Annotated in this window: 20 protein-coding genes; 8 read left to right on the top strand and 12 right to left on the bottom strand. The window is 71.6% G+C overall.

Features of this window, described 5'->3' with window-relative positions:
* Positions 1 to 173: 173 nt before the first annotated feature.
* The 3 genes from ACFZCD_RS11980 to ACFZCD_RS11970 all read right to left on the bottom strand — a co-directional run bounded on the left by ACFZCD_RS11980 (position 174) and on the right by ACFZCD_RS11970 (position 5,138).
* The gene (locus ACFZCD_RS11980) at positions 174 to 1,643 is read right to left on the bottom strand and encodes a sensor histidine kinase (protein ID WP_391829703.1); all 1,470 of its coding nucleotides are present in this window, start codon (positions 1,641 to 1,643) and stop codon (positions 174 to 176) included.
* Positions 1,644 to 1,984: 341 nt separating this feature from the next.
* Entirely contained in the window at positions 1,985 to 3,172 is a 1,188-nt protein-coding gene (locus tag ACFZCD_RS11975; protein ID WP_391829702.1) for a LeuA family protein, read from the bottom strand.
* A gap of 13 nt (positions 3,173 to 3,185) precedes the next feature.
* Positions 3,186 to 5,138, bottom strand: a complete 1,953-nt coding sequence (locus tag ACFZCD_RS11970; protein WP_391829701.1) for an FAD/NAD(P)-binding protein — start codon at positions 5,136 to 5,138, stop codon at positions 3,186 to 3,188.
* 212 nt (positions 5,139 to 5,350) lie between these two features.
* Here ACFZCD_RS11970 and ACFZCD_RS11965 point away from each other — a divergent pair, with 212 nt between their 5' ends.
* The 5 genes from ACFZCD_RS11965 (at position 5,351) to ACFZCD_RS11945 (ending at position 10,369) form a co-directional block, all read left to right on the top strand.
* The gene (locus ACFZCD_RS11965; RefSeq protein WP_391829700.1) at positions 5,351 to 5,935 is read left to right on the top strand and encodes a cysteine hydrolase family protein; all 585 of its coding nucleotides are present in this window, start codon (positions 5,351 to 5,353) and stop codon (positions 5,933 to 5,935) included.
* Between the two features lie 73 nt (positions 5,936 to 6,008).
* Positions 6,009 to 7,178: a pyridoxal phosphate-dependent aminotransferase gene (locus tag ACFZCD_RS11960; RefSeq protein ID WP_391829699.1), complete on the top strand. Its 1,170-nt coding sequence runs from the start codon at positions 6,009 to 6,011 to the stop codon at positions 7,176 to 7,178.
* A gap of 95 nt (positions 7,179 to 7,273) precedes the next feature.
* Positions 7,274 to 8,674: a 3-isopropylmalate dehydratase large subunit gene (gene leuC, locus ACFZCD_RS11955; RefSeq protein WP_391829698.1), complete on the top strand. Its 1,401-nt coding sequence runs from the start codon at positions 7,274 to 7,276 to the stop codon at positions 8,672 to 8,674.
* Positions 8,675 to 8,684: 10 nt separating this feature from the next.
* A complete protein-coding gene (gene leuD / locus ACFZCD_RS11950; protein ID WP_391829697.1) occupies positions 8,685 to 9,272 on the top strand; it encodes a 3-isopropylmalate dehydratase small subunit in 588 nt (195 codons plus the stop codon).
* An 89-nt stretch (positions 9,273 to 9,361) separates the two neighbouring features.
* Positions 9,362 to 10,369: a TauD/TfdA family dioxygenase gene (locus ACFZCD_RS11945; protein ID WP_391829696.1), complete on the top strand. Its 1,008-nt coding sequence runs from the start codon at positions 9,362 to 9,364 to the stop codon at positions 10,367 to 10,369.
* An 88-nt stretch (positions 10,370 to 10,457) separates the two neighbouring features.
* Here the strand turns inward: ACFZCD_RS11945 and ACFZCD_RS11940 are convergent, their stop codons facing one another.
* The 3 genes from ACFZCD_RS11940 to ACFZCD_RS11930 form a co-directional block, all read right to left on the bottom strand.
* Positions 10,458 to 11,360: a LysR family transcriptional regulator gene (locus tag ACFZCD_RS11940; RefSeq protein WP_391829695.1), complete on the bottom strand. Its 903-nt coding sequence runs from the start codon at positions 11,358 to 11,360 to the stop codon at positions 10,458 to 10,460.
* 106 nt (positions 11,361 to 11,466) lie between these two features.
* Positions 11,467 to 13,137 (bottom strand): FAD-binding oxidoreductase, encoded by a 1,671-nt coding sequence (locus ACFZCD_RS11935; RefSeq protein ID WP_391829694.1) that lies wholly within the window; start codon positions 13,135 to 13,137, stop codon positions 11,467 to 11,469.
* Positions 13,138 to 13,371: 234 nt separating this feature from the next.
* Positions 13,372 to 13,971 (bottom strand): TetR/AcrR family transcriptional regulator, encoded by a 600-nt coding sequence (locus tag ACFZCD_RS11930; protein ID WP_391829693.1) that lies wholly within the window; start codon positions 13,969 to 13,971, stop codon positions 13,372 to 13,374.
* A gap of 82 nt (positions 13,972 to 14,053) precedes the next feature.
* Between ACFZCD_RS11930 and ACFZCD_RS11925 the strand changes: the two genes are divergently transcribed.
* Both ACFZCD_RS11925 and nagB read left to right on the top strand, forming a co-directional pair.
* Positions 14,054 to 14,821, top strand: a complete 768-nt coding sequence (locus ACFZCD_RS11925) for an SDR family oxidoreductase (protein ID WP_391829692.1) — start codon at positions 14,054 to 14,056, stop codon at positions 14,819 to 14,821.
* A 194-nt stretch (positions 14,822 to 15,015) separates the two neighbouring features.
* Entirely contained in the window at positions 15,016 to 15,801 is a 786-nt protein-coding gene (gene nagB / locus ACFZCD_RS11920) for a glucosamine-6-phosphate deaminase (protein ID WP_391829691.1), read from the top strand.
* Between the two features lie 139 nt (positions 15,802 to 15,940).
* On the opposite strand, the gene ACFZCD_RS11915 is transcribed toward nagB, so the two are convergent.
* The 4 genes from ACFZCD_RS11915 to ACFZCD_RS11900 all read right to left on the bottom strand — a co-directional run bounded on the left by ACFZCD_RS11915 (position 15,941) and on the right by ACFZCD_RS11900 (position 20,612).
* Positions 15,941 to 17,434, bottom strand: a complete 1,494-nt coding sequence (locus tag ACFZCD_RS11915) for a glycoside hydrolase family 3 protein (RefSeq protein WP_391829690.1) — start codon at positions 17,432 to 17,434, stop codon at positions 15,941 to 15,943.
* A 10-nt stretch (positions 17,435 to 17,444) separates the two neighbouring features.
* On the bottom strand, positions 17,445 to 18,272 hold the full coding sequence (locus ACFZCD_RS11910) for a carbohydrate ABC transporter permease (RefSeq protein ID WP_391829689.1): 828 nt from the start codon (positions 18,270 to 18,272) through the stop codon (positions 17,445 to 17,447).
* Positions 18,269 to 19,249: a carbohydrate ABC transporter permease gene (locus ACFZCD_RS11905; RefSeq protein WP_391829688.1), complete on the bottom strand. Its 981-nt coding sequence runs from the start codon at positions 19,247 to 19,249 to the stop codon at positions 18,269 to 18,271. The genes ACFZCD_RS11910 and ACFZCD_RS11905 overlap by 4 nt, the downstream gene beginning before the upstream one ends.
* A 94-nt stretch (positions 19,250 to 19,343) precedes the next feature.
* A complete protein-coding gene (locus ACFZCD_RS11900; RefSeq protein WP_391829687.1) occupies positions 19,344 to 20,612 on the bottom strand; it encodes an extracellular solute-binding protein in 1,269 nt (422 codons plus the stop codon).
* Positions 20,613 to 20,853: 241 nt separating this feature from the next.
* Between ACFZCD_RS11900 and ACFZCD_RS11895 the strand changes: the two genes are divergently transcribed.
* Positions 20,854 to 21,621 (top strand): GntR family transcriptional regulator, encoded by a 768-nt coding sequence (locus tag ACFZCD_RS11895; RefSeq protein ID WP_391830348.1) that lies wholly within the window; start codon positions 20,854 to 20,856, stop codon positions 21,619 to 21,621.
* Positions 21,622 to 21,716: 95 nt separating this feature from the next.
* On the opposite strand, the gene ACFZCD_RS11890 is transcribed toward ACFZCD_RS11895, so the two are convergent.
* Together ACFZCD_RS11890 and ACFZCD_RS11885 are read right to left on the bottom strand one after the other, a co-directional pair.
* Entirely contained in the window at positions 21,717 to 22,730 is a 1,014-nt protein-coding gene (locus ACFZCD_RS11890; protein WP_359101606.1) for a ribonucleotide-diphosphate reductase subunit beta, read from the bottom strand.
* Positions 22,730 to 25,123: a ribonucleoside-diphosphate reductase subunit alpha gene (locus ACFZCD_RS11885; protein WP_391829686.1), complete on the bottom strand. Its 2,394-nt coding sequence runs from the start codon at positions 25,121 to 25,123 to the stop codon at positions 22,730 to 22,732. Before ACFZCD_RS11885 ends, ACFZCD_RS11890 begins: the two co-directional genes overlap by 1 nt.
* Positions 25,124 to 25,250: the final 127 nt, after the last annotated feature.

The raw sequence follows: 25,250 nt of genomic DNA, 5'->3' as shown, positions 1-25,250 counted from the left end.
CCCGAGCCGCAGCGCGCAGTACCCCCTGACGCTCCCCCCGAGCTTCGCCTGGGGGCGCCCCGCATCACAGCTTTGAGCCCCGGACCGCCTTCTGGTCCGGGGCTCAGTGCTGTGCGCGGTGCTGTGCACGGTGCTGTGCGCGGCGCCCTGCCGGGGCCGTCCCGCGGGGCTCGTCAGCCCTTCTCGGCCCGTACGGGGATGTCGAGCACGACCCTCGTGCCCCGCCCGGATGCGGGCACCATGTCGAACGTCCCGCCCATCTCGCCCTCGACCAGGGTGCGTACGATCTGCAGGCCCAGGTTGCCGGCGCGCTGCGGGTCGAAGCCCTCGGGGAGCCCGCGGCCGTCGTCCTGCACGGAGATCAGCAGACGGGCGTCGCGCCGGGTGCCGCTGCGCACGGCGGTGACCTCGACCGTGCCCCGCTCCCCCGGCCCGAACCCGTGCTCCATGGCGTTCTGCAGCAGCTCGGTCAGCACCATCGACAGCGGCGTCGCCACCTCGGCGTCGAGGATGCCGAAGCGGCCGGTGCGCCGCCCGGCGACCCGGCCGGGCGAGATCTCGGCGACCATCGCCAGCACCCGGTCGGCGATCTCGTCGAATTCGACCCGCTCGTCCAGGTTCTGCGACAGGGTCTCGTGGACGATGGCGATCGAGCCGACCCGGCGGACGGCCTCCTCCAGCGCCTCGCGGCCCTCGGCCGAACCGATCCTGCGGGCCTGGAGGCGCAGCAGGGCGGCTACCGTCTGCAGATTGTTCTTCACCCGGTGGTGGATCTCCCGGATGGTCGCGTCCTTGGTGATCAACTCTCGCTCACGACGACGCAGTTCGGTGACGTCGCGCAGGAGTACGAGCGAACCGATGTGGTTTCCCTTGGGTTTGAGGGGAATCGCCCGGAGCTGGATGACCCCGTCGTTGCCCTCGACCTCGAACTCGCGCGGCGCCCAGCCGCTGGCCAGCTTGGCGAGCGACTCGTCGACCGGGCCGCGGGAGGGTGCCAACTGAGCGGTGGTCTCGCCCAGATGATGCCCGACGAGGTCGGCGGCGAGACCGAGGCGGTGGTAGGCGGACAGCGCGTTGGGGCTCGCGTACTGGACGATGCCGTCGGCGTCCAGCCGGATGAGGCCGTCGCCGGCGCGGGGCGAGGCGTCCATGTCGACTTGTTGACCGGGGAACGGGAAGGTGCCGTTGGCGATCATCTGGGCGAGGTCGGAGGCGCTCTGCAGGTAGGTGAGCTCCAGCCGGCTCGGCGTGCGCACGGTCAGCAGGTTCGTGTTGCGGGCGATGACGCCCAGCACCCGGCCCTCGCGGCGGACCGGGATCGATTCGACGCGGACCGGGACCTCCTCGCGCCACTCGGGGTCGCCCTCGCGGACGATGCGGCCCTCGTCCAGGGCGGCGTCGAGCATGGGGCGGCGGCCGCGCGGCACGAGGTGGCCGACCATGTCGTTCTGGTAGGAGGTGGGGCCGGTGTTCGGCCGCATCTGCGCGACCGAGACGTAGCGCGTGCCGTCGAGGGTGGGCACCCACAGCACGAGGTCGGCGAAGGACAGGTCGGAGAGCAGCTGCCACTCCGAGACCAGCAGGTGCAGCCACTCCAGGTCGGAGTCGCAGAGGGCCGTGTGCTGGCGTACGAGGTCGTTCATGGAGGGCACAGTGGTGAGCCTACCCGGGGCCGGGGCGCTCCCCCGGGCCGGTGGGAGCCGCGGCGGATACCGGCGGAAACCCGGGAGGGAGAACCATGGACAGCGGCGAATGGTCTAGTCCACAATGAGCGGGCAAAGCCTCCGTCCTCCCCGCGCGGGAGGGCGGAACGAGGCCCGGCGCTTCCGCCCCGATCGCGCCGCGGCCTCCCGCCGGCCCTTCCGGCCGCGGGGTCCGCACACCCCGCGTTCCGGACCGGCCGGTGTCGCTCCGGGCTGCGGTGCCGGCCGGGCCGAGGGTCCCGGCCGGGCGCCGCAGCCCGTTGTCGTTCCCGGCCCGCCCGTCAGGCGGCGGCCGGCACCCCCGCCGCCGGCTTGAGGATCTTGGCCAGGCGCTCCTGCAGCACCTCCAGGTCCTCGCAGTCGCCGCCCACCCGCTCGGCGATGTGCACCCGGTACAGCTCGGCCAGCTCCTCCTCGGTGGTCTCGACGCCGATCCGGTCCAGCAGGTGGCGCAGGACGGTGCGGCCGGAGTGGCGGCCGATGAGGATGGAGCGCTCGCGGCCGAACCGGGCGGGCTCCACGTACTCGTACGTGGCGGGGTTGCGCAGGATCCCCTGCTGGTGGATGCCGGCGGCCGTGGCGAACGCGTAGGCGCCGAAGATCGCCTTGTTGCGCGGCTCCTCCAGGCGGATCACCTCGCGCAGGGCGGTGTACGCCTCGTACATGCCGGCCAGGTCGATGTCCGTGCGCAGCCCCAGGTGCTCGCCCCGGTAGGCGAGCAGGGCGGCGACCTCCTCCAGCGGGGTGTTGCCGGCGCGCTCGCCGATGCCGCCCAGGGTCGCCTGCACCTCGTCGGCACCGGCCTGCAGCCCGGCCACGGCGTTGGCCAGGGACAGGCCGAAGTCCTGGTGGCAGTGGGTGGCGATGCGGACCGGGGCGGGCGCCCACTCACGGAAGGCGCGGATGAGGTCCGCGTACTGGTCGGGGGTGTTGCAGCCCGAGGTGTCCGCGACGACGAAGCAGGTGGCGCCGGCCTCGATGCCGCCCTCGGTGATCGCGCGCAGCAGCTCGTGCTCGCCCCGGCTGGCGTCCTCGATGCCGACGGAGACCGACTCGACGCCGAGGGAGCGGGCGAAGGCCACGGTGTCGGCCACCTCGGCGACGGCCTCGGCCCGGGAGATGCCCCGCTTGTGCTCCAGGTGCATGTCGCTGCCGGTGGCCATGATCTGCACCTGGTGGCGGCTGGTGCCGCCGGCCTCCACGGCCGTCTCCACGTCCTTGCGGACCGCGCGGCAGAAGGTGGTGAACCGGGCCGTCGTGAGGTGCCGGGAGATCAGCCGGGTCGCCTCGAACTCGTTCGGCGAGGAGGCGGGGAAGCCCGCCTCGATGTAGTCGACGCCCAGCGCCTCGATCCGCAGCGCGATGCCGAGCTTCTGCTCGGGGGTCATGGCGTTGGCGGGCGCCTGCTCGCCGTCGCGGAGCGTGGTGTCGAAGACCGATATCCGGCGGGTTTCGGAAGTCGTCTGCATGTCTGCGTACTCCTCAGACCGTGTCCAGCACGGTCGGTCTCGGTGCCGATGCGGAGTGGGTACCGGCGGACGCGGTGCGCCGCGCCGTCGCCGCGGAGAGGACGTGGGCGGCGATGGCGTCGGCGTCCTGGACGAAATCGGTCCAGAATCCGGGACGGCTGCTGCCCCCCTGCATGAACCAGCGGGTGTGCTCGGTGGGGATGCCCAGGACGTACAGGCCCGTGTCGGGGCGGCCGTCCCGGTCCACCGGGTGGAAGGGGGAGCCGGTGACGGCGACGCCACCGGTCTCGAAGGCCCCGGGACCGGTGCCGTTGCGGTAGCCGGTCCAGATGCCCCGCTCGACGAGCCTGCGGGTCAGCGGGGCGGGGTCGCGGTACAGGTGGGGGGAGGGGACACGGGCGTCGATCACCGTGTCCACCAGCACGCGGGACCCGGCCACGTGCGGCGACGAGACCGCGAAGCGGCCCGACTCCTCGTCGCCGGTGAAGTCCGTGTGCGGACCGGCGATGCGCAGGACGCCCGCGGACATCAGGGCGGAGACCTGGCGGAGCCGGACGCGCGGGGGCCCGGCGGCGAGGAACGCGCTGCGGGGGTTGTACCAGCCGATGAAGTCGTCGCGGTGCGAGCGCGGGTTGAGGCCGGCGAAGTCGACGAAGTGGCGGATGAGGGACCGGGTGTCGCGCAGGACGTCCAGCGCGGCCTTGACCGGCGAGTCGACGTTGCCGGCCGCGGCGTGGGCCAGGTCCTCGTCCAGGGCCTCGCGGAGCGCCTTGCCGAACTCCTCGGGGGAGCCGAACTCGCGGCCCTCGAAGGGCCGGGCGATCCGGTCCAGGTCGATGGGCGGCACGTCGGCCAGCCCGTGCCGGGCGGCGATCGCGGCGACCGGGGGCACGCCGGCGGCGGCTGCTTCCGCCACCTCGCGGGTGAAGGCCCCGGCGGCCCGCTCCCCGGCGCGCCGCCTCAGCTCGGTGGCGTAGTGGACGAGGTCCACCTCGGCCATGAGCCAGGGCAGGATGTCGGCCCGGAAGTCGAGGGGGCCGTGCGGGCGGCCGCGGCGGACGCGGTCGGCGGTGAAGACCACCGGGGAGTAGCGGTGGTCGGCGTGCTTCTGGTTGCGGCCGCGGGCGAGCAGCGGCATGGAGCTGCGCGAGCCGGCCACCAGCAGGGGCTCCCGGCCGCTGGGCTCGTAGACCAGGTCGCCGTCGGCGCCCTCCAGGAAGCGGCCGCCGCGGCCCGTGGTGAAGGCCGCCATCACGTCGTAGAAGGACAGGCCGAGGCCGATGATGCCCACCGGGGAGCCGGCGGGGACGGCGTCCAGCGGCATGTCGGCGGCGGAGTCGCCGGCGATGTAGGTGAGCCGGGGCCGGCCGGCCGCGAAGCCGGCGAGCGCCTTCTGGCGGCCGTCCGGGCCGGGCCGGGCGTGGCCGGTGACGAGCACGGCCCGGTCGGCGTCGAGGCGGCGGCCGTCCGCGAACGTCAACCGGTAGCCTCCGGCGTGGCGTTCGAGGTCGGTGACCGACGCCTCGACGCGGTGCAGCCGGACCCCCGGCGGGAGGGACGCCTCCACCGCTTCCAGCACGTAGAGCATGTACCGGCCGTGCACCGCGCGGGGCGCGTAGCCGCCGGCGCCCGGGCAGTCCGGGTCCACCGTGCTCCACCACTCGCCGAGCGAGGGCCCGGCCCCGGGCCGCACGGGGCCGCCGTCGGGCCGGCCGGAGAACGAGGAGACCTCGCCGGCCACGGTGTTCATCAGGAACCACTCCGGCTGGTCCGTGCGCCACACCCGGCCGGTGCCCACCTGGACGGCGTCGATGAGGTGGATGTCCACCGGGTGCGCGGGCGGCTCCTCGATCAGCCGGGCGGCCAGCCGTTCCACCACGGACAGGCCCCGGGGGCCGCTGCCGACGATCGCGATGCTCCGCGCGGCGGCAAGCGGTGTTCGGTGTTCGGCAGCGCGCAGAGTCAAGGCGGTCCCAGTCTCTCGTCGAATCCTTCTGACGGCGCCGCAATTCGCTTTCCGCGCCTCGGGCCGAGCGTAGGTCCGGGGAAATCGGCGATTCAACGGAGCGTTGTTCATGTTTCCCATGAATTACGCTCATGCACACTGCGGTTGACTGGGTGTCAGAACGAGCGCTGCTACGGTTGCGCCGCCTCGACCGATGCCCGCAGGAGGAAAGCGTGAAACGACGTCCGGCACTTCTGGTGATGGATCTCATCAATGAGATCGTGCATCCGGAGGGGAAGTACGCCGGCGACGGCTACCTCGATCAGGTCACCCGGCGGGGAGTGCTCGAGAACGCCGCCGAGGCCATCTCCCTGGCCCGCGCGCAGGACATACCCGTGATCTACGTCGTGGTGGGCTTCTCCCCCGACTACGCCGGATTCCCCGAGCGTTCGACGGTCTTCCGGGAGGCCCGCGAGGACCGGCGGATCGTGCTGGGCACGTGGGCCACCGAGGTGCACGCGTCGCTGCGGCCGGCCGAGGGCGAGCCCGTCGTGGCCAAGCACCGGCTCAGCCCCTTCCACGGCACCGAGCTGGACGAGCTGCTGCGCGCGCGGGACGTGGACACGCTCCTGCTCACCGGCGTCACCACCGACCTGGTGGTGCTTTCGGCGGCACGGGAGGGGCACGACCGCGACTACTCGGTGGAGATCCTCGAGGACGCCACCGCCACCTCGGACGACGCGCTGCACGAGGCCGCCCTGACGGTCCTCGCCCGGACCGCGACCATCAGCACCGTCCGGCAGTCGCTGGCCGGCTGACCCCGCCGCCACCACGCCCCGCGGCCCCGGCACGGGGCCGGGGCCGGAGAAAGGCAGAAGAGTGCAGCACCGCATGGCCGCCCGGGTCTCCGGCATCGAGAAGTCGGCCACCTTCGCGATTTTCGACAAGGTGCGCGCCCTGCGCACCCAGGGGGTGCGGATCCTCGATCTCGGCGGCGGGGAGCCCGACTTCGACACGCCGCGGCACATTGCCGGCGAGGCCGCCGCCGCACTGGCCGGCGGATTCACGCATTACACGCCCAGCCGGGGCACGCCGGAGCTCCTGGAAGCCATCTCGAAGAAGCTGGCAGACGACAATGGAATCCAGGCCGGAGCGGCGGACGGAATCATTGTCACGCCGTCCGCGAAACACGCTCTCCACATTTCTTTGCTGAGCGTGCTGGACCCCGGTGACGAGGTCATCGTCCCCACTCCGAGCTGGGTCAGTTACGCCGCGATGGCACAGCTGGCCGGTGCCCGGCCGGTGTTCGCCGAACTGCCCGCCGACGGCGGATTCCGGCTGACCCGTGAGGTTCTCGAAGCGCACGTGACCGACCGGACCAAGGCCGTCCTGGTGAATTCGCCGAACAATCCGACGGGGCACGTCCTCACGGAGGCGGAGGCCCGGGACGTCACGGCGTTCGCCGCCGCACACGACCTCTTCGTCGTCTCCGACGAGATCTACGAGAAGATCCGCTACGACGGCGCGCGGCACATCAGCCCCGCGAGCCTGCCGGACGGCGCCGGCCGCACGCTCACCGTCAACGGCTTCTCCAAGGGCTACGCCATGACCGGATGGCGGCTCGGCTACGTGGCGGGGCCGGCGGAGATCATCGGCGAGGTCCTCAAGGTCCAGCAGCACACGGTCGGCTGCGCCGGCTCCTTCGTCCAGCGCGGCGCGGTCGCCGCACTCACCGGCCCGCAGGACGCCGTGGCCGCCATGGCGGCGGAGTACGCGGAGCGCAGGTCGCTCCTCGTGGACGCGATGAACGCCCTGCCGGGCGTCGTCTGCACCCCGCCGGACGGCGCCTTCTACGCCTTCGCCGACATCCGGGGCACCGGCTTCGAGCGCTCGGCGGACTTCGCCGAGTGGCTGCTGACGGCCGCGGGCGTGGCGGTCACCCCGGGCACGGCGTTCGGCCCGGGCGGCGAGGGGCACATCCGGCTGTCCTTCGCCACCTCCCGCGAGGTGCTCGCGGAGGCGGCGGACCGCATGGCCGCCGCCCTGGCCGCGCGCCCCTGAGCCCTCGGAGCGGCCCGCACCGGGCCGGGGCCCGCACCACCGAAGAACCACGACTACCGGACACCACCACCGGACCACGAGGGACAGGTACTGACATGGGATCGCTGCTCGCGCGAAAGGTATGGGACTCGCACGTCGTGCGCGGCGACGGCACGGGCGACGACCTGCTCTACGTCGACCTCCAGCTGCTGCACGAGGTCAACACTCCGCAGGCCTTCGACCGGCTGCGGGCCGCCGGCCGCACCGTGCGCCGGCCCGACCTCACCCTGGGGACCGAGGACCACAACACGCCCACCCTCGCCCTGGACCGTCTCATCAAGGACCCGGCGGGGCGCCGCCAGGCGGAGCTGATGCGGGAGAACTGCGCGCAGTTCGGCATCCCGCTGCACCGCCTGGGCGACCCCGGTCAGGGCATCGTGCACGTCATCGGCCCCGAACTCGGCCTGGTGCGGCCGGGGATGACGATCGTGTGCTGCGACTCGCACACCACCACGCTCGGCGCCTTCGGTGCCCTCGCCTTCGGCATCGGCGCCAGCCAGGTCGAGCACGTGCTGGCGACCCAGACGCTGCCCATGCGGCCGATGCGGAACATGGCCGTGGACGTGACGGGCCGCCTCCCCGCGGGCGTCACCGCGAAGGACCTGATCCTCGCGCTGATCGCGCAGATCGGCACCGCGGGCGGTCAGGGCCACATCATCGAGTACCGGGGCGAGGCCGTCACCGCCCTGTCGATGGAGGCCCGGATGACCCTGTGCAACATGTCGGTCGAAGCGGGCTCCCGGGCCGGGATGATCGCCCCGGACGAGACCACGTTCGCCTATCTGCGGCAGCGGCCGGGCATGCCCGAGGGCGCCGCCTGGGAGGCGGAAGTGGCCCACTGGCGGACGCTGCGCTCCGACGAGGACGCGGTCTTCGACACGTACGTGACCATCGACGCGAGCGGGCTGAGCCCCTACGTCTCCTGGGGCACCAACCCCGCGCAGAGCGTCCCGCTGCACGGCCGGGTGCCGCACAGCGGCGACTTCGCCGATCCCGCCGAGCGCGCGGCGGCCGAGCGGGCCCTCGCGTACATGGGCCTGGAGCCCGGCACCGCCATGCGGGACCTGGAGGTCGACGCGGTCTTCCTCGGCTCGTGCACCAACGGCCGCATCGAGGACCTGCGGGCCGCCGCGGAGGTGCTGCGGGGCCGCAAGGTCGCCGACGGCCTCCACATGATGATCGTCCCCGGGTCGGCGCGGGTGCGCGCCCAGGCCGTCGAGGAGGGCCTGGACCGGGTGTTCGCCGAGGCGGGAGCCGACTTCCGGGCCGGCGCCGGCTGCTCGATGTGCGCCGCGCTCAACGAGGACCGGCTGCGCCCGGGCCAGCGGGCCGCCTCCACCAGCAACCGCAACTTCGAGGGCCGGCAGGGCAAGGGGTCGCGCACCCACATCGTCTCCCCCGCGGTCGCCGCCGCCACCGCCGTGACCGGCCGGCTGGCCGCGCCCGCCGATCTGTGAGGACCCCACCATGGAGAAGTTCACCGTCCACACCGGTACGGCCGTGCCGCTGCGCCGCAGCGACGTCGACACCGACCAGATCATCCCCGCGCGGTTCTGCGTGAGTTCGAGCCGCACCGGGCACGCCGACGCCCTGTTCGCCGACTGGCGGGACGACCCGTCGTTCGTGCTCAACCGGCCCGCGCACCGGGGCGCGACCGTCCTGGTCGCGGGGAACGACTTCGGCACCGGATCGTCGCGCGAGTACGCCGTCTGGGCGCTGCAGGACTACGGCTTCCGGGCCGTGATCGCCCCGCGCTACGGCGACATCTTCCGCGGCAACTCGCTGCTGAACGGGCTGCTGACCGTGGTCGTCCCGCAGGAGACGGTCGACCGCCTCTGGGAGCTGACCGAGGCCGACCCGGCGGTCGGGGTGACCGTGGACCTGGAGCGGCTGGAGGTCCGCTGCGCGGGCCTCACCCAGCCGTTCGAGCTCGACGAAGCGGTGCGCGCCCGGCTCCTGTCCGGCGACGACCTGATCTCCGCGACCCTGCGCCACGAAGCCGCGATCGCCGCCTACGAACGGGACCGCCGCCCGGCCCTGCCGGTCACCCGCTGACGGACCCGAGGCCGCACCGGCCGATCCCGGTGCGCCGACCGAACCCAGACCGGGCCGGGCCACGAGCCCGCTCCCGGGGAAGGAGAACCATGGAACCCCTTTACGTGCTCACCGACGCCGAACGCGACGAGCTGTACGCGGTCCTGGAGACCATCGGCAAGAACCCCTACGAGGACTACCCGGCCTTCTCCCGCGCGGTGGCCGGCGTCGTGGACCGGGGCGAGGTTCCCGCCTTCTTCCGCGACGTCTGCGAGCGGATCCGGCACGACCGCGAGACCGGCGTCTCCGAGGCCCACGCGCTGCGCAACTGCCCGCTGGACCGGGAGATCCCCGTCCTCGACCTCGACGACCCGGTCGCGGACAAGCACGCCAAGAAGAAGACCTTCGTCGGCGAGGCGTTCCTGGAGCTGTTCGGACAGCTGGTGGGCACTCCCCTGCTGTCCTACGCGACCCGGTTCAACGGCGACTTCTTCACCGACGTCATCGCCATCAACAAGTACAGCGGCATGCAGACCGGGTTCAGCGACAGCGAGCTGGTCTTCCACAACGACCGCACGGCCCACCCGGTGCGCGCCGACTTCATCTCCCTGCTCGGCATGCGCTGCCCCGAGGGCGACTACATCTACACCGGCTACGTCGACGGCCGCGCCCTGCTGGCGCACCTGACCGAGGAGGAGCAGGAGACCCTGCGCCGGCCGTACTTCATCACCCCCTACGACGTCCTCTCCCGGGACAACAACGGGGACCTGACGGACTCCGGCGCGCACGCCATCCTGGAGAACCACCACAGCTTCCGCTACCTCGACACCAGCACCACCGTGCGGGCCGGGGCCCCGGAGAAGGCCAAGGACGCCCTCCTGTCGCTGAAGAACGCCCTGGTGAAGGCCGAGAAGAAGCGGCACCGGCTGCTGGCCGGCGACCTGTTCACGTTCGCCAACCAGGACGGCCTGCACAGCCGCGACAAGATGGAGATCAACGACCCGGAGCGGGCCCGTCAGCGCTGGCTGCTGAAGACCTACGCGTTCCGCGACCGGGCGGCGGCGGACCGGCACGCCCACCGGTGGATCGACGGCGTCGCCGGCCGCGTCGGCGACTGAGCGGCCGGGAGGGCGGCCGTCCGCACGGGCGGCCGCCGCGCCGGTGGTCCGTGCCCCGGGGAGGGGAGCACGGACCACCGGCGTACGGTCACGACACGGCGGGGACCCTGCGATGCCCGCAGTCCCGGCTGCGGGCCAGCGTCTGAGCGGCCCGGATGAAGGCCATCGCCGGCGAGCACTCGTCGGGCGCTTCCCGCACGCCGATCGCCAAGTGCCGCGTCACGGCCGGTGCGAACGGGATCGCCACGAGGTCCGCCGGCGTGGCGGGCAGGGCCAGGGAGGGGAGGACGGTCACGCCGAGCCCCTCACCGACCATGGACAGCAGGACGTGCAGGTCCCGGATGCGGTGGAGGACGTCGAGACGGGTGCCCGCGGACGCGAACAGCGCCCGCAGCGTGGGCTCCACGCCCTCGGTGGGCAGGACGATGTCCTGCCCGGCCAGTCTCCACACCGGCAGGCTGGTCTCCCCGGCCAGCTCGTGCCCCCGGGGAACGACGACGCACATCTCGTCCGCGAGCAGCGGATAGGTGAGGAAGTCGCTCTTCGGCAGCGTCACGATGCCCACGTCGACGGACCGCTGCGCGAGCATCTCGGCGATGCGCCGGTCGTCGCCCTCGTAGAGGACGATCTCGACGTCCCGGAACCTCGTCCGGAACTCGGCGATGAGCCGGGGCAGCAGCCGGGTGGAGAAGCTCTGGCTCGTGCCGACCAGCAGCCGGCGCGACGCGCCGGCGGCCGGGGCACTGGCCTCGATGCGGATGCGTTCGGTGTGGGTCAGCGCGGAGCGGGCGTGCTCCAGGATGCGGCGCCCGGCGTCGGTGAGGTCCACGCCCGAGCGGTCGCGGCGCATGATGCCCACGCACAGCTCCGCTTCGAGGCTGGCGATGGCGTGGCTGACGGCCGACTGGGTCACACCCAGTTCGGTGGCCGCCTTCGTAAAACTCCCGGTGTCGGCAATCGCCACGAAGGCGGCCAGCTGTGAAAGCTTCAATGATGTTTCCGTTTCCGGCGTCGACAACACAAGAGGAATCGACAGGGGCTCCGGGCGGGCGGCGGTACGGATCGCCGCCCGCCCGGAGCCTTTCGGTCACCGTGCGCTAATTCGGCAGGGTGATCGACTGGGTGTGCCGGAAGATGTTCTTTGGGTCGTACTTGGCCTTCACCTGCTGAAGCCGCGGGTAGTTGTCCTTGTAATAGAGAGTGGACCAGGCCACCCCCGACTTGTTCTGCGCCGGGTCGGTGATGTCGCTGTCCTGGTAATTGACGTAGCAGCCGTCGGTGGCCGCGCCCGGCACCGGATATCCGCCGGTGGACGCGTACACGTCGCTGTAGATCTCGCGCAGCCACGCCACGTTGTCGGCGTCGCCGGCATTTCCCGTCCACTGCGTCGAGAACAGCGCCTTGAAGACGGAGTCGCGCTGCGCGGAGGCGGTGTCGCCCGGCTTGACGCTGTTCACCTTCCCGCCGTACGGGAAAAGGATGAGGTTCGACATGGGGTTCTGCCGGTCGGTGCGCGTCAGGTGCTGGTGGATCGAGGCGATCTGCGCGGTGGTGAAGCCCTTGCGCATGTACGCCGACTTGTAGGCGCCGCGCAGCGTGGGGTTGGTCAGCGACGGGTAGTGCGTGCCGATGAGCCGCGCCGAGGTGAGCCAGGGGACCCGCTGCGGGGTGTAGAGGTCCGGCAGCGGCGGCTGCTCGCCGACGGGCTGCGCCATGGGCTGGGTGTCGACGCCCACGGTCGAGGTGATCTGCGTCAGGTAGTCCTTCAGCAGCGATTCGGCGCCCGGCACCGAGGCGTCGATCTGGGTGACCAGGCCGATGTTGCCGTTCGCCTTGTGGTTGAGCATCAGCAGGCCGCAGAGCGGCGCGTTGGGCGAGTCCGCCGCGCTGTTGCGCTCGTGCCAGGTGCCGTAGTTCTGGAGGAGCGTGGTGAAGCGCGGCTTGTCCAGGTCCGACCAGGGCAGCGAGACGGCGCTGAGCAGCACGTCCTTCGGCGGGCGCATCAGCTGCTGGCCGGGGCTGCTGCCGGAGGCCCCCGGGGTGCGGAACCAGAAGCGCGTCACCACGCCGAAGTTCCCGCCGCCGCCTCCGGTGTGGGCCCACCACAGCTCGCGGTTGGGGTCCTTGTCGTCCCGCGTGGCGACGACGGCGCGGGCGGTGCCGGAGGCGTCGACCACGACGACCTCGACCGCGTGGAGGTGGTCGACGGTCAGGCCGTACTGGCGGGAGAGCAGGCCGAAGCCGCCGCCCGCGACGTGGCCGCCGGCCCCCACCGAGTAGCACATGCCGGCCGGGAGGCCGACGCCCCAGCCCTTGTACAGGGTCTGGTAGGCGTCGAGCAGCGTGGCGCCCGCCTCCACCATGAACGCCTTGCGCTGGTCGTCGTAGGTGACCGCGGACATCATCGTCATGTCGATGACGACCTTGACGTCGCGGTTGTAGACGTGGTCGGCGTAGCAGTGGCCGCCGCTGCGCACGGAGATGCGCTTGTTGCCGCGCACCGCCTCCTGGACGGCCTTCACCACCTGCTCGGTGGTGCGGACGAGCCGGACGGCGTCCGGGCTGCCGACCCAGCGGGTGTTGTGGCCCACGGTCAGTTCCTGGTAGCGCGGGTCGTTCGGCAGCACGGTGATGGCGTTGGAGCCCGTTCCGGATTCCGGCGTTTCCTCCACCGCCACGGCGGAATTCGGAATTCCCAATTCCAGCGCCGCCGTTCCCGCCAGCGCCGCGGAGGCGGTGAGAACCGATCTCCTCTTGACAGTACCCATATCGAAAGCTCCCCCTGCTCAATATGGGGGGACGGGCATGTGCGACAGGCAGCACCGGACAACGGCCGGTACTCCCCCCCGGGCACCGGCACAGATGCTCAATTCTCTTCACGAAGAAGCGGAATGCCCGCTCCACAAAATGGGTGCAGCGGACCCCGGGGCTGACCCGCCCCGGCCCGTCGTTCCGGAGAACAACCTACATTCAGCTATCACTGGCTGGAAATAGGATATCTGTCACGTTGACGGCCAGCAGCGCATCGCGGTCTCGGCGATCGACTCGAGTTCCGCGCGGCTCGCGCCGTCGCGCGCCTGCTGGGACATGCCCTGGAATACCGCGGAGAAAAACTGCGCGAGGGCTCCGGCATGGCCGGCGGAAAGCTCCCCCGCCTCCGCCCCGGCCCTGATCCGCTCCTCGAAGGCGGCGGTGAAGGCGCCGCGCTGGTCCCGCAGGATCTTCTCCACCTCGGCCGAGGCCGTGGTGCAGTTGGCGGCGGCGAAGACCACCAGGCAGCCGCGCGGCCGGTCGTCGGCCGTGAGCTGGCCGGCCGCCTCCCGCAGCATCCGCGCGACGGCCTGCCGGGCCGTCGGCTCGCCGTCCAGCGCCTCCCCCATGTAGGCGCCGTAGGTGCCGACGTAGAAGTCGACGACCTCCTTGAAGAGGGCGGTCTTGTCGCCGAAGGCCGCGTACAGGCTGGGCGCGCCGATGCCCATGGCCCGGGTCAGCTCGGCGATCGACGTCGCCTCATAGCCGTGCTCCCAGAAGGCCCGCATCGCCCGGTCGAGGGCCTCGCTCCGGTCGAACGAACGGGGCCGCCCGCGCTGTTTGGTCGCCATGGCAAAAATTTTATAGCCCTCGCTACAGAATCTGCTAACGTTCTTTCTGTATCGATCACTACAGAAAGAGGGGGGCGTAGCCATGGGCGCGCTCAAGGGCAAGACGGCACTGGTCACGGGCGGCAGCCGGGGCATCGGCCGGAGCATCTCCGAGCGGCTGGGCCGTGACGGCGCGCTCGTCGCCGTCCACTACGGCAACAACGACGCGGCGGCCAAGGAGACGGTCGCCGCGATCGAGGCCGCCGGCGGCCGGGCCTTCGCCTTCCGCACCGAGCTGGGCGTCCCCGGCGACGCCGAGGCGCTGTGGGCCGCCTTCGACGCCGGCGTCCGCGAGTTCTCCGCCGAGGGCGGGCTGGACATCCTGGTCAACAACGCCGGCATGGCGCTGGCCGCCGGGATCAAGGAGACCGACGAGGCCGGCTTCGACAAGGTCTTCGCGGTCAACGCCAAGGCCCCGTTCTTCATCATCAAGAACGGCCTGGACCGGCTGCGCGACGGTGGCCGCATCATCAACACCACCTCCGGCATGACCCGGATCGCGTTCCCCGGCATCGCCGCGACCGCCGCGTCGAAGGGCGCCCTGACCACCCTGACCCGCACCCTCGCCCTGGAGCTGGCGCCGCGCGGCATCACGGTCAACTCCGTGGCCCCGGGCGTCACCGAGACCGAGGTCAACGCCTGGCTGGCCGACCCGCAGGCCCGCGCCTACGGCGAGTCCTTCTCGGCCTTCAAGCGCGTCGGCCAGCCGGCGGACATCGCCGACGTCGTCGCCTTCCTCGCCTCCGCGGACTCCCGCTGGGTCACCGGCCAGGACATCGACGCGACGGGCGGCTCGCTCCTCGGCCAGTGAGCCCCGCTCCGCTGCGCCCGCATGCCGCCGCGCACAGCGGCTGACGACACCGGACCCCCGGCCTCCCCCGCCGGGGGTCCGGTGTTTTCCCCGGGCGGCAGCAGCCCCGCCGACCGGGGCGGACCGTGCCCGCTCTGCTAGATTGGTCTATACCACACGATCCGCTCCACTCTTTAAGATCGGCAGGCCCCAGCGTGGAAGTTGTCATCGTCCCGGACGCCCAGGCAGGCGGCGAACTCATCGCGGAGGCCATGGCCGCCCTCCTGCGCCGCAAGCCCCACGCCCTGCTCGGCGTGGCCACGGGCTCGACGCCGCTGCCCGTCTACGAAGCCCTGACCACCAAGGTCCGCTCCGGCGCGGTGGACGCCTCGCGGGCCCGCATCTGCCAGCTCGACGAGTACGTCGGCCTGCCCGCCGACCACCCCGAGTCGTACCGCTCGGTGGTGCTGCGCGAGGTCGTCGAGCCCCTCGGCCTGTCCGAGGCGTCCTTCATGGGCCCCGACGGCACCGCCGGGGACGTCCAGGCCGCCTGCGACGACTACGACAGCGCGCTGGCCGCGGCCGGCGGAGTGGACCTCCAGCTGCTCGGCATCGGCACCGACGGGCACATCGGCTTCAACGAGCCGTGCTCGTCGCTCGCTTCCCGCACGCGCATCAAGACGCTGACCGAGCAGACCCGCGTCGACAACGCGCGCTTCTTCGGCGGCGACATCGACCAGGTGCCGCACCACGTCATCACCCAGGGCATCGGCACGATCCTGGACGCCCGGCACCTGGTGCTGCTGGCCACCGGCGCGGGCAAGGCGGAGGCCGTGGCGGCGTCCGTCGAGGGCCCGGTCTCGGCCCTGGTCCCCGCCTCGGCGCTGCAGCTCCACCCGCACGCGACGGTCGTCGTCGACGAGGCAGCCGCGTCCGAGCTGAAGCTGGCGGACTACTTCCGCGCGACGTACGCGGCGAAGCCGGCCTGGCAGGGGCTGTAGTCCCTGCCAGGGGCGGCCCCGGCCCCCGGCCCCTCCGGAGGAGGAAACGGTGAAAGGGCGGGGCCGGGGCTTTTTCCTCCGCCGCTGCGGCGAGCAACCCGCCACGGCCTGTCCGGCGGTGCCGGACCCACCCGCGGGCCTATACCCCCGCGATGACCTCCGCCGCAGCGGTCCCGCAGACGCGCGCCGCTCCATGCGTCGCCACGTGCAGCGCCCCCCGCGGCGGGGCCGCGTTCAGGCCCATTTCCACCACGATCGTGTCCGGCCGGGCGGCGACCAGGGCGTCGAGCGCGTCCGCCATCCACCCGTGCCGGTGCACGTCCCGTACGACGGCGACGATCCGCCGGCCGCCCGCGGCCGCGAGCACGTCGGAGGCGCGGGCCGCGTCGCGGCCGTACGTGCCGGTCTCCGTGCCGGGCAGCAGCCGGGCGAGTTCCGCGCCGACGCCCCAGGGGGTCTCGTCGCCGACGGCGATGTTCGCCAGCGGGGTGAACGCGGCCACGTAGGCGGGCCCGGTGAGCGGCTCGCGGCCCGCCGCGGCGGTCACCCGCAGGGCGCGCCGGGCCGCGGTCAGCCCCACCTCGGGGGCGGGCGCGGTCCCCTCCTCGGCCGCGCCGGCCGCACCCTCCCCCGAGGTCCAGCGCGCCAGGGCGCGCACCCGTGCCGCGGCGTCGGCGAGCCGTTCCTCCGGCAGCTCGCCGGCGCGTACGGCGGCGACCAGCGCGTCGCGCAGCCGCAGCACGGTGTCCTCGTCGGCCAGCCCGCCGCCGACGCAGATGGCGTCGGCGCCCGCGGCGAGGGCCAGCACGCTGCCCCGCTCGATCCCGTAGGTGCCGGCGACGGCCTCCATCTCCATGCCGTCGGTGACGACGAGGCCGTCGAAGCCGAGGCCGCCGTCGGCGACGGGGGCGCGCAGCAGCCCGTGCAGGGCGGCGGGGCTGAGGGTCGCCGGGAGCCGGGGGTCGAGGGCGGGCAGCAGGATGTGCGCGCTCATGACGGCCTTGGTGCCGGCGGCGACGGCGGCCCGGAAGGGCACCAGCTCGCGCGTCCGCAGGGTGTCCAGGCCGGCGTCGATGCGCGGCATGTCGTGGTGGGAGTCGACGGCGGTGTCGCCGTGCCCGGGGAAGTGCTTGGTGCAGGCGGCGACGCCCGCGGACTGCAGGCCCTCGACGTAGGCGGCGGTGTGCCGGGCGACGAGCTTCGGGTCGGCGCCGAAGGACCGCACGCCGATGACGGGGTTGTCCGGGTCGGAGTTGACGTCGGCGGAGGGCGCCCAGTTGAGGTTGACGCCGCACTCGGCGAGCCGCCGGCCGAGTTCGCGGGCGACTGCCCGGGTGAGGCCGGTGTCGTCGACGGCGCCGAGGGCGAGGTTGCCGGGGAAGGAGGAGCCGGTGCGCACCTCCAGCCGGGTGACGTCGCCGCCCTCCTCGTCGATCGCGACGAGGACGTCGCCGCGCTCGGCGCGCAGCCGGGCGGTGAGCGCCGCGAGCTGCTCCGGTGAGGCGATGTTGCGGCCGAAGAGGCCGACGGAGGCGAGCCCTTCGCCGAGCCGGCGCAGCAGCCAGCCGGGGGCGGTGGTGCCGGTGAAGCCGGGCTGCAGGACGGCGAGGGCGTTGCCCGTGAGCGTGTCCATGGGAGTAGCGCTAACCCTTCACTGCGCCGGAGGTGAGGCCGCCGACTGCCTTGCGCTGGAGGATGACGAAGAGGATCAGGACGGGCACGGCGAAGAGGGAGGAGGCGGCCATGGTGGCGCCCCAGTCGTCGCCGAAGGTGGTGCGGAAGCCGGTGAGCCAGACCGGGAGGGTCTGGCCGGCCTGCTTGTTGAGGATCAGGACGTAGGGGAACTCGTTCCAGACGGTGATGAAGCCGAAGAGCGAGGTGGCCATCAGGCCGGGGGCCAGCAGCGGGAAGATCACCTTGATGAACGCCTGGGTGCGGGTGCACCCGTCGACCATCGCGGACTCCTCCAGCTCCTTCGGCACGGCGGCGACGTAGCCCCGCAGCGTGAGGACGGTGAAGGGCAGCACCATGACGGTGTAGATGGCGACGAGGGGGACGAGGCTGTTCAGCATGTCCGCGTCGCGCACGATGATGTAGTACGCGAGGGCCATGACCTCCCAGGGGGCCATCTGGGCCATCATCATCACCAGGATGAAGCTCTTGCGGCCCTTGAAGCGCATGCGGGCGACGGCGAAGGACGCGAGCAGCGCGATGACGAGCGAGAGGCCGACGGCGACCAGGGTGACGGTGAGGGAGTTGCCCACGAGCGTCCAGAAGCCGTCGGCGTCCACGGCCTTCTGGAAGTGGTCGAGGGTGGGGCTGGAGGGGAACCAGACGGGTGTCTCGCTGACGACGTCCTTGTTGGCCTTGAAGGCCGTGGAGAACATCCAGTAGACGGGGAACACGAAGGCGGCGAAGAGGACGACGGCCGCCGCCCCCGGCCAGATGCGGCCCGCCGTTGAGCGCCTCACAGCTCGTCCTCCTCTTGCTTGAGAACCAGGCGCAGGTAGTACGCCGTCAGGGCCAGCAGGATCACGATGGTCAGGATGGAGATCGCCGCGCCCATGCCGAAGTGCTGGCTGCCCACGCCCTCCTGGAAGGCGTAGACCGGCAGGGTCTCGGTGAGCCGGTCGGGGCCGCCCTCGTTGATCGCGAAGACCTGGGTGAACGACTTGAAGATCCAGATGACTTCGAGGAACGTCGTCGCGAGGAAGAACGGCTTGAGGAAGGGGAAGGTCACCGAGGTGAACTGCTTCCAGGAGCCGGCGCCGTCGAGCGAGGCGGCCTCGTAGAGCTCCCTGGGGATCGTGGTGGTCGCCGCGTAGAGGTTGATCGCCACGAAGGGGACCGACTGCCAGACGATCAGCACGGTGATCACGAAGAAGGTGGAGAACTGCCCGCTGGTCCAGCTGTAGCCGGCCATGGAGTGCCAGCCGAGCCGGTCCAGGAGGTAGTTGACGACGCCGAAGCGCTGGTCGAACAGCCACTGGAAGACGGTGGTCGCGGCGACGACGGGCATCGCCCAGGCCAGCACCAGGCCGAGGGAGAGCATGAGGCGCAGCTTCTTGCCCAGGCGGGCGAGCAGCAGTCCGGTGAGGCAGCCCAGCGCCATGATCAGGAAGACGTTGGCGGCGGTGAAGACGACGGACCGCGCGGTGACGCCCCAGAACTCGGAACTGCCGAGCTGCTCGGTGTAGTTGTCCGTGCCGGTCCACTCGGTGAGGTGCTGGATGAGCTGGCGCCGGCCGAGGTTCTGGAACGACAGCAGGCCGCTCTTCAGCAGGGTCCAGCCGAGCAGCAGCACGGTGACGGCGGCGGTGGGGAGGATCAGCAGGTACGGCACGCCCCGGACGGGGCGGCGGGGGCCGCGGCGGGGCGGCGGGGCGGTGCCCTTGCCGGTCCGGGAGGCGGGCCCGGCGGCCGCCACCTCTTCGATCTGCGCTGACATCGTCGTCCGCCTTCTCCCCTGTCGAACGGTGGTGCGTTGGTGCGTGCGCGGCCGGGCGGGGGCGCGGCTCACGCCCCCGGCCCGGCCGTCCGGGTCACTGCTTCTGGCTGAGGCGCTTGTTGATGTCCGCCTCGACCTGCTTGGCGGCCTCGTCGGGGGACTTGCCGTTGAGCACGGCCGTCATGTACGCCTTGACCGGGTTCGGGGCGTTCTCCACCGCGGCCCACTCGGGGATCAGCGGGGTGGTGCCGCCGCCCTTGGCGGCCGGGGCCGCGGCCTCGGCGGCCGCGTTGCCCTTGAGGTTGCCCAGCAGGGATTCCTTGTTGGGGATCGAGCCGACCTCCTTGGCCAGCGCGCCCTCGTTCTTGTCGGACAGTGCGATCTTCAGGAACTCCTTGGCGAGGTCCTGCTTCTTGCTGCCCGCGGGGATGGCGAGGTTGGAGCCGCCGAGGAAGACGCCCTCGGGCTTGTCCGCGGTCTCACCGGGGACGGCGAAGTAGCCGAGGTCCTTCTCGATGGCCGGGTTGGCCTTGACGGCGGTGGCGGCCTCCCAGCCCATGCCGATGAAGGCGCCCGTCTTGCCCTTGGCGAAGACGTCGGCCTGCTGCGGGGTGGCCTCGTCCTTGTCCTTGGGGGCCTTGCTGAAGGACTGGTACTGCTTGTAGATGTCCATGGCCTTGGCGACCTTGGGGTCGCCGAGGTTGGACACCCACTTCTTGCCGTCCTTCTTCACCAGGTCAGCACCGGTGCCGATGGTCAGGCCGTCGAAGAAGTACCAGTTCTGGCCGGGCAGGTAGAGCGGCTCGGCCTCGCCCTTCTTCTGGATGGCCTCCAGGGCCTTGAAGAAGTCGGCGCGGGTCTTCGGCACGTCGGTGACGCCCGCGTCCGCCCACACCTTCTTGTTGTAGATGACGACGCGGTTCACCGCGTACCAGGGCGCGGCGTACTGCTTGCCCTCGAAGACGGCGGGCTTGTTGAGCGAGTCGGTCCAGTCGGCGCCGATCTCCTTCTTCAGGTCGCCGAGCTCGGAGAGGCCGCCGGTCTGCGCGTAGGAGGGGGTCTGGGTGTTGCCGACCTCGACGACGTCCGGCGGGTTGGACTCGGAGAGGGCCGTGGTCAGCTTCTGCTGGATGCCGTCCCACTTCTGGACCTGGATGTTGAGCTTCGCGCCGGTCTTCTGTTCGAACTCGGCCTGGACCGCCTTCGTCCAGCCGGGCGCGTTGGAGCCGTCCATGAACCAGACGGTCAGGCTCTTGTCCTTGGCGTCGCCGCCCGATCCCTTGTCACTGTCGCTGGACCCACAGGCAGCAACACTCACCAGCATGGCCGCGACACCCGTCGCCGCTATGAGCCCTCGCTTCACAGCACTCTCCTCAAGGACCGAATGTGGTCTTTAATGGTTTAGACCAGTGCCCGCAGCTTGGCCTAGACCTTTTGGGGTGTCAAGGGTGTATAAGAGTCGCTGTCGGCTCCGTTACCGGACCGACACCTCGAGGTCGACCTGGGCGTCTCCGGGCCCCTCGGGCTCTGCCCGTGCCACCATGTGACCGCGACAGACGGAGGAGCCGGTGACAGCAGCAGGATCGGAGTCGGGAAGGCAGGCCATGGCGACCGAGGGCGGTACGGCCGAGGGCGGCAGCGCGCCGGGCGGCGCGCGGACCGCGCGCGTTCCCAAGTACTACCGCCTGAAACGCCATTTGCTGGACATGACCGAAACCATGCCCCCCGGCACCCCCGTGCCGCCGGAGCGCACCCTCGCCGCGGAGTTCGACACCTCCCGCACGACCGTCCGCCAGGCCCTCCAGGAGCTGGTCGTGGAGGGCCGGCTGGAGCGCATCCAGGGCAAGGGGACCTTCGTCGCGAAGCCCAAGGTCTCCCAGGCGCTGCAACTGACCTCCTACACGGAGGACATGCGCGCCCAGGGCCTGGAGCCGGCCTCCCAGCTCCTGGACATCGGCTACGTCACGGCCGACGACCGGCTCGCCAAGCTGCTGGAGATCGCTGCGGGCGGCCGCGTGCTGCGCATCGAGCGGCTGCGGCTGGCCAGCGGTGAGCCGATGGCGATCGAGACGACCCACCTCTCGGCGAAGAGGTTCCCGGCGCTGCGGCGCAGCCTCACCAAGTACACCTCGCTCTACACCGCCCTGGCCGAGGTCTACGACGTCCGCCTCGCGGAGGCGGAGGAGACGATCGAGACGTCGCTGGCCACCCCGCGCGAGGCGGGGCTCCTGGGCACGGACGTGGGCCTGCCGATGCTGATGCTCTCCCGCCACTCGCTGGACGCGCAGGGACAGCCGGTGGAGTGGGTGCGGTCGGTGTACCGGGGGGACCGCTACAAGTTCGTGGCGCGGCTGCAGCGGCCGGTGGAGTAGTGGAGTAGGGGACGTCTCCTTCCGGAAACGCGTCCGGCCCGCCCCCCGGAGGGGACGGGCCGGACCGCCGGATCGTCAGCGGGACCGCCGGAGGATCAGAACTCGTCGTCGAAGGCGACCGTGCCCTCGACCGCCACCTGGTACGCGGACGCGCGGCGCTCGAAGAAGTTGGTCAGCTCCTGGACGTTCTGCAGCTCCATGAAGGAGAACGGGTTCTCCGAGCCGAACACCGGGGCGATGCCCAGGCGCTGCAGGCGCTGGTCGGCGACGCACTGCAGGTACTCGCGCATGGAGTCGGTGTTCATGCCCGGCAGGCCGTCGCCGCACAGGTCGCGGGCGAACTGCAGCTCGCACTCGACGGCCTCCTTCAGCATGTCCGTGACCTGCTGCTGGAGCTCGTCGTCGAACAGGTCCGGCTCCTCCTCGCGGACGGTGTCCACGACGGAGAACGCGAAGTCCATGTGCATGGACTCGTCGCGGAACACCCAGTTGGTGCCGGTCGCGAGGCCGTGCAGCAGGCCGCGGCTGCGGAACCAGTACACGTAGGCGAAGGCGCCGTAGAAGAACAGGCCCTCGATGCACGCGGCGAAGCAGATGAGGTTGAGCAGGAAGCGACGGCGGTCGGCCTTCGTCTGCAGGCTCTCCAGCTTCTCGACCTCGTTGATCCACTTGAAGCAGAACTGCGCCTTCTCGCGGATCGACGGGATGTTCTCCACCGCGTCGAAGGCGGCGGCGCGGTCGTCCGGGTCGGGCAGGTAGGTGTCGAGCAGCGTCAGATAGAACTGGACGTGCACGGCCTCCTCGAACAGCTGCCGCGACAGGTACAGGCGCGCCTCGGGCGAGTTGATGTGCTTGTACAGCGTCAGCACGAGGTTGTTCGCCACGATCGAGTCGCCGGTCGCGAAGAACGCGACGAGGCGGCCGATCATGTGCTGCTCACCCGGGGAGAGCTTGGCGAGGTCGGCGACGTCCGAGTGGAGGTCGACCTCCTCGACGGTCCAGGTGTTCTTGATCGCGTCGCGGTAGCGGTCGTAGAAGTCCGGGTACCGCATCGGACGCAGGGTCAGCTCGAAGCCCGGGTCGAGCAGGTTCTTCTCGGTGGAGCTCATTACTGGCAGGCCTCGCAGGACTCGGGGTTCTCAAGGGAGCAGGCGATGGCGTCCGCGTCGGGCGCGGCCTGCTGCACCGGGACGGTGGCGGCGGCACTGGCCGACCGGGCGATCCGGGTCGCCGGACGGGAGCGCAGGTAGTACGTCGTCTTGATGCCCTGCTTCCAGGCGTACGCGTACATCGAGCTGAGCTTGCCGATGGTGGGCGAGGCCATGAAGAGGTTCAGCGACTGGCTCTGGTCCAGGTACGGGGTGCGGGCCGCGGCCATGTCGATCAGGGCGCGCTGCGGGATCTCCCAGGCGGTGCGGTAGAGGTCGCGCACCTCCTGCGGGATCCAGCGCATGTCCTGGATCGAGCCGTTGGCCTCGGTCATGGCGTCGCGGGTGGTGCGGTCCCACACGCCGAGCTTCTTGAGGTCCTCCACCAGGTAGGTGTTGACCTGCAGGAACTCACCGGAGAGCGTCTCGCGCTTGAAGAGGTTGGAGACCTGCGGCTCGATGCACTCGTACACGCCCGCGATGGACGCGATGGTCGCGGTGGGGGCGATGGCGAGCAGCAGCGAGTTGCGCATGCCGACCTCGGCGATGCGGGCGCGCAGCGCCTCCCAGCGGTCCTCCCAGGCGGCGACGGCGTTGGGGTAGTGGTCCGGGTGCAGCACGCCGCGGGCGGTGCGGGTCGCGGCCCAGGCCGGGTGCGGGCCGTTGCGCTCGGCGAGGTCGGCGGAGGCCTCGTACGCCGCGAGCATGATCCGCTCGGAGATCTTGGTGGACAGGGCCTTCGCCTCGGCCGAGTCGAAGGGCAGGCGCAGCCGGAAGAAGACGTCCTGCAGGCCCATCAGGCCGAGGCCCACCGGGCGCCAGCGGCTGTTGGAGCTGCCGGCCTGCTCGGTCGGGTAGAAGTTGATGTCCACGACGCGGTCGAGGAAGGTGACGGCCGTACGGACCGTACGGTCGAGCTTCTCCCAGTCCATCTCGCCGTCGGCGCCCAGGTGCTGGGCCAGGTTGACCGAGCCCAGGTTGCAGACCGCGGTCTCGCCGTCGTCCGTGACCTCGAGGATCTCGGTGCAGAGGTTCGAGGAGTGGACGACCGCGCCCTTCTCGGCCGTCTGGTTGGCGGTGCGGTTGGCGGCGTCCTTGAACGTCATCCAGCCGTTGCCGGTCTGCGCGAGGGTGCGCATCATGCGGGCGTAGAGCACGCGGGCCGGGATGGTCTTGACGGCCTTGCCGGCGGCCTCGTAGGCGCGGTAGGCGGCGTCGAACTCGTCGCCGTAGAGGTCGACCAGGTCCGGGGTGTCGGCCGGGGAGAACAGCGACCAGTCGGCGTCCGCCTCGACGCGGCGCATGAACTCGTCCGGGATCCAGTGCGCGATGTTGAGGTTGTGGGTGCGGCGGGCCTCCTCACCGGTGTTGTCGCGGAGCTCCAGGAACTCCTCGATGTCGGCGTGCCACGTCTCCAGGTAGACGCAGGCCGCGCCCTTGCGGCGGCCGCCCTGGTTCACGGCGGCGACGGAGGCGTCGAGGGTGCGCAGGAACGGCACGATGCCGTTGGAGTGGCCGTTGGTGCCGCGGATCAGCGAGCCGCGGGAGCGGATGCGCGAGTACGACAGGCCGATGCCGCCGGCGTGCTTCGACAGCCGCGCCACCTGGTGGTAGCGGTCGTAGATCGAGTCCAGCTCGTCCAGCGGGGAGTCCAGCAGGTAGCAGGACGACATCTGGGGGTGGCGGGTGCCGGAGTTGAAGAGCGTCGGGGAGGACGGCAGGTACGAGAGGGTGCTCGTCAGCCGGTAGAGCTCGGCGACGTCCTCCAGGGCCCGCTCCGAGTGGTCCTCGGCGAGGCCGCAGGCCACGCGCAGCAGGAAGTGCTGCGGGGTCTCGATGACGTCGCGGTGGATCGGGTGGCGCAGCAGGTAGCGGCTGTGCAGGGTGCGCAGGCCGAAGTAGCCGAAGCGGTCGTCGGCGCCGTCGGCGAGGGCCTTCTCGACGAGCTCGTCGAGGCGGGCGGCGTGGGTGGCGACGAACGCGGCGGTCTCGTCCGCGATCAGGCCCTCCTGGTGACCGACGGCGACCGAGGCCGAGAAGGACGTGGCGCCCTGGCCGGCGGCCTCGTCGGCGATCGCGCGGGTGAGCAGGCGCGCGGCGAGGCGGGAGTACTCGGGCTCCTCGGCGATCAGACCGGCGGCGGCCTCGGTGGCGAGGGAGCGGAGCTCGGCCTCGTCGGAGGTGGCGCTCCGGCCCCGCAGCGCGGCGGCGGCGACCTTGCCCGGGTCGGTGGCGGGAAGGTCGGCGGTGAGGTCGGTCAGGGTGCGCAGGAGCGCGGTCCCGGGGCCGCCGGTGGCTTCTTCCGCAGTCGCTGAGACCGGACCTGAAACCGGATCTGCGGGCGCGATGGTCACTGAGGCTCTCCCTCGCTCGGCTTGGTGGGCCGGCAGGAGAGCACGACGGTCGCGTACGGGCATGCCCGGCGTACGAGGGCATGCCGCGTAGGCGTCCGCCGGCCCAACCCGCGAGGCCCGGACGAAT

The sequence above is a fragment of the Streptomyces sp. NPDC008001 genome, assembly GCF_042958085.1.
Taxonomy (GTDB): domain Bacteria; phylum Actinomycetota; class Actinomycetes; order Streptomycetales; family Streptomycetaceae; genus Streptomyces.
Note: the sequence above shows the minus strand (reverse complement) of the source record. Positions and strands in the feature narration are given on the sequence as shown.

Coding starts and splice junctions, on each gene's coding strand:
- ACFZCD_RS11895 (WP_391830348.1), top strand. CDS start 20,854: ATGGCGACCGAGGGCGGTACGGCCGAGGGCGGCAGCGCGCCGGGCGGC.
- leuC (WP_391829698.1), top strand. CDS start 7,274: ATGGGATCGCTGCTCGCGCGAAAGGTATGGGACTCGCACGTCGTGCGC.
- leuD (WP_391829697.1), top strand. CDS start 8,685: ATGGAGAAGTTCACCGTCCACACCGGTACGGCCGTGCCGCTGCGCCGC.
- ACFZCD_RS11925 (WP_391829692.1), top strand. CDS start 14,054: ATGGGCGCGCTCAAGGGCAAGACGGCACTGGTCACGGGCGGCAGCCGG.
- ACFZCD_RS11980 (WP_391829703.1), bottom strand. CDS start 1,643: ATGAACGACCTCGTACGCCAGCACACGGCCCTCTGCGACTCCGACCTG.
- ACFZCD_RS11975 (WP_391829702.1), bottom strand. CDS start 3,172: ATGCAGACGACTTCCGAAACCCGCCGGATATCGGTCTTCGACACCACG.
- ACFZCD_RS11905 (WP_391829688.1), bottom strand. CDS start 19,249: ATGTCAGCGCAGATCGAAGAGGTGGCGGCCGCCGGGCCCGCCTCCCGG.
- ACFZCD_RS11945 (WP_391829696.1), top strand. CDS start 9,362: ATGGAACCCCTTTACGTGCTCACCGACGCCGAACGCGACGAGCTGTAC.
- ACFZCD_RS11915 (WP_391829690.1), bottom strand. CDS start 17,434: ATGGACACGCTCACGGGCAACGCCCTCGCCGTCCTGCAGCCCGGCTTC.
- ACFZCD_RS11935 (WP_391829694.1), bottom strand. CDS start 13,137: ATGGGTACTGTCAAGAGGAGATCGGTTCTCACCGCCTCCGCGGCGCTG.
- ACFZCD_RS11890 (WP_359101606.1), bottom strand. CDS start 22,730: ATGAGCTCCACCGAGAAGAACCTGCTCGACCCGGGCTTCGAGCTGACC.
- ACFZCD_RS11960 (WP_391829699.1), top strand. CDS start 6,009: ATGGCCGCCCGGGTCTCCGGCATCGAGAAGTCGGCCACCTTCGCGATT.
- ACFZCD_RS11930 (WP_391829693.1), bottom strand. CDS start 13,971: ATGGCGACCAAACAGCGCGGGCGGCCCCGTTCGTTCGACCGGAGCGAG.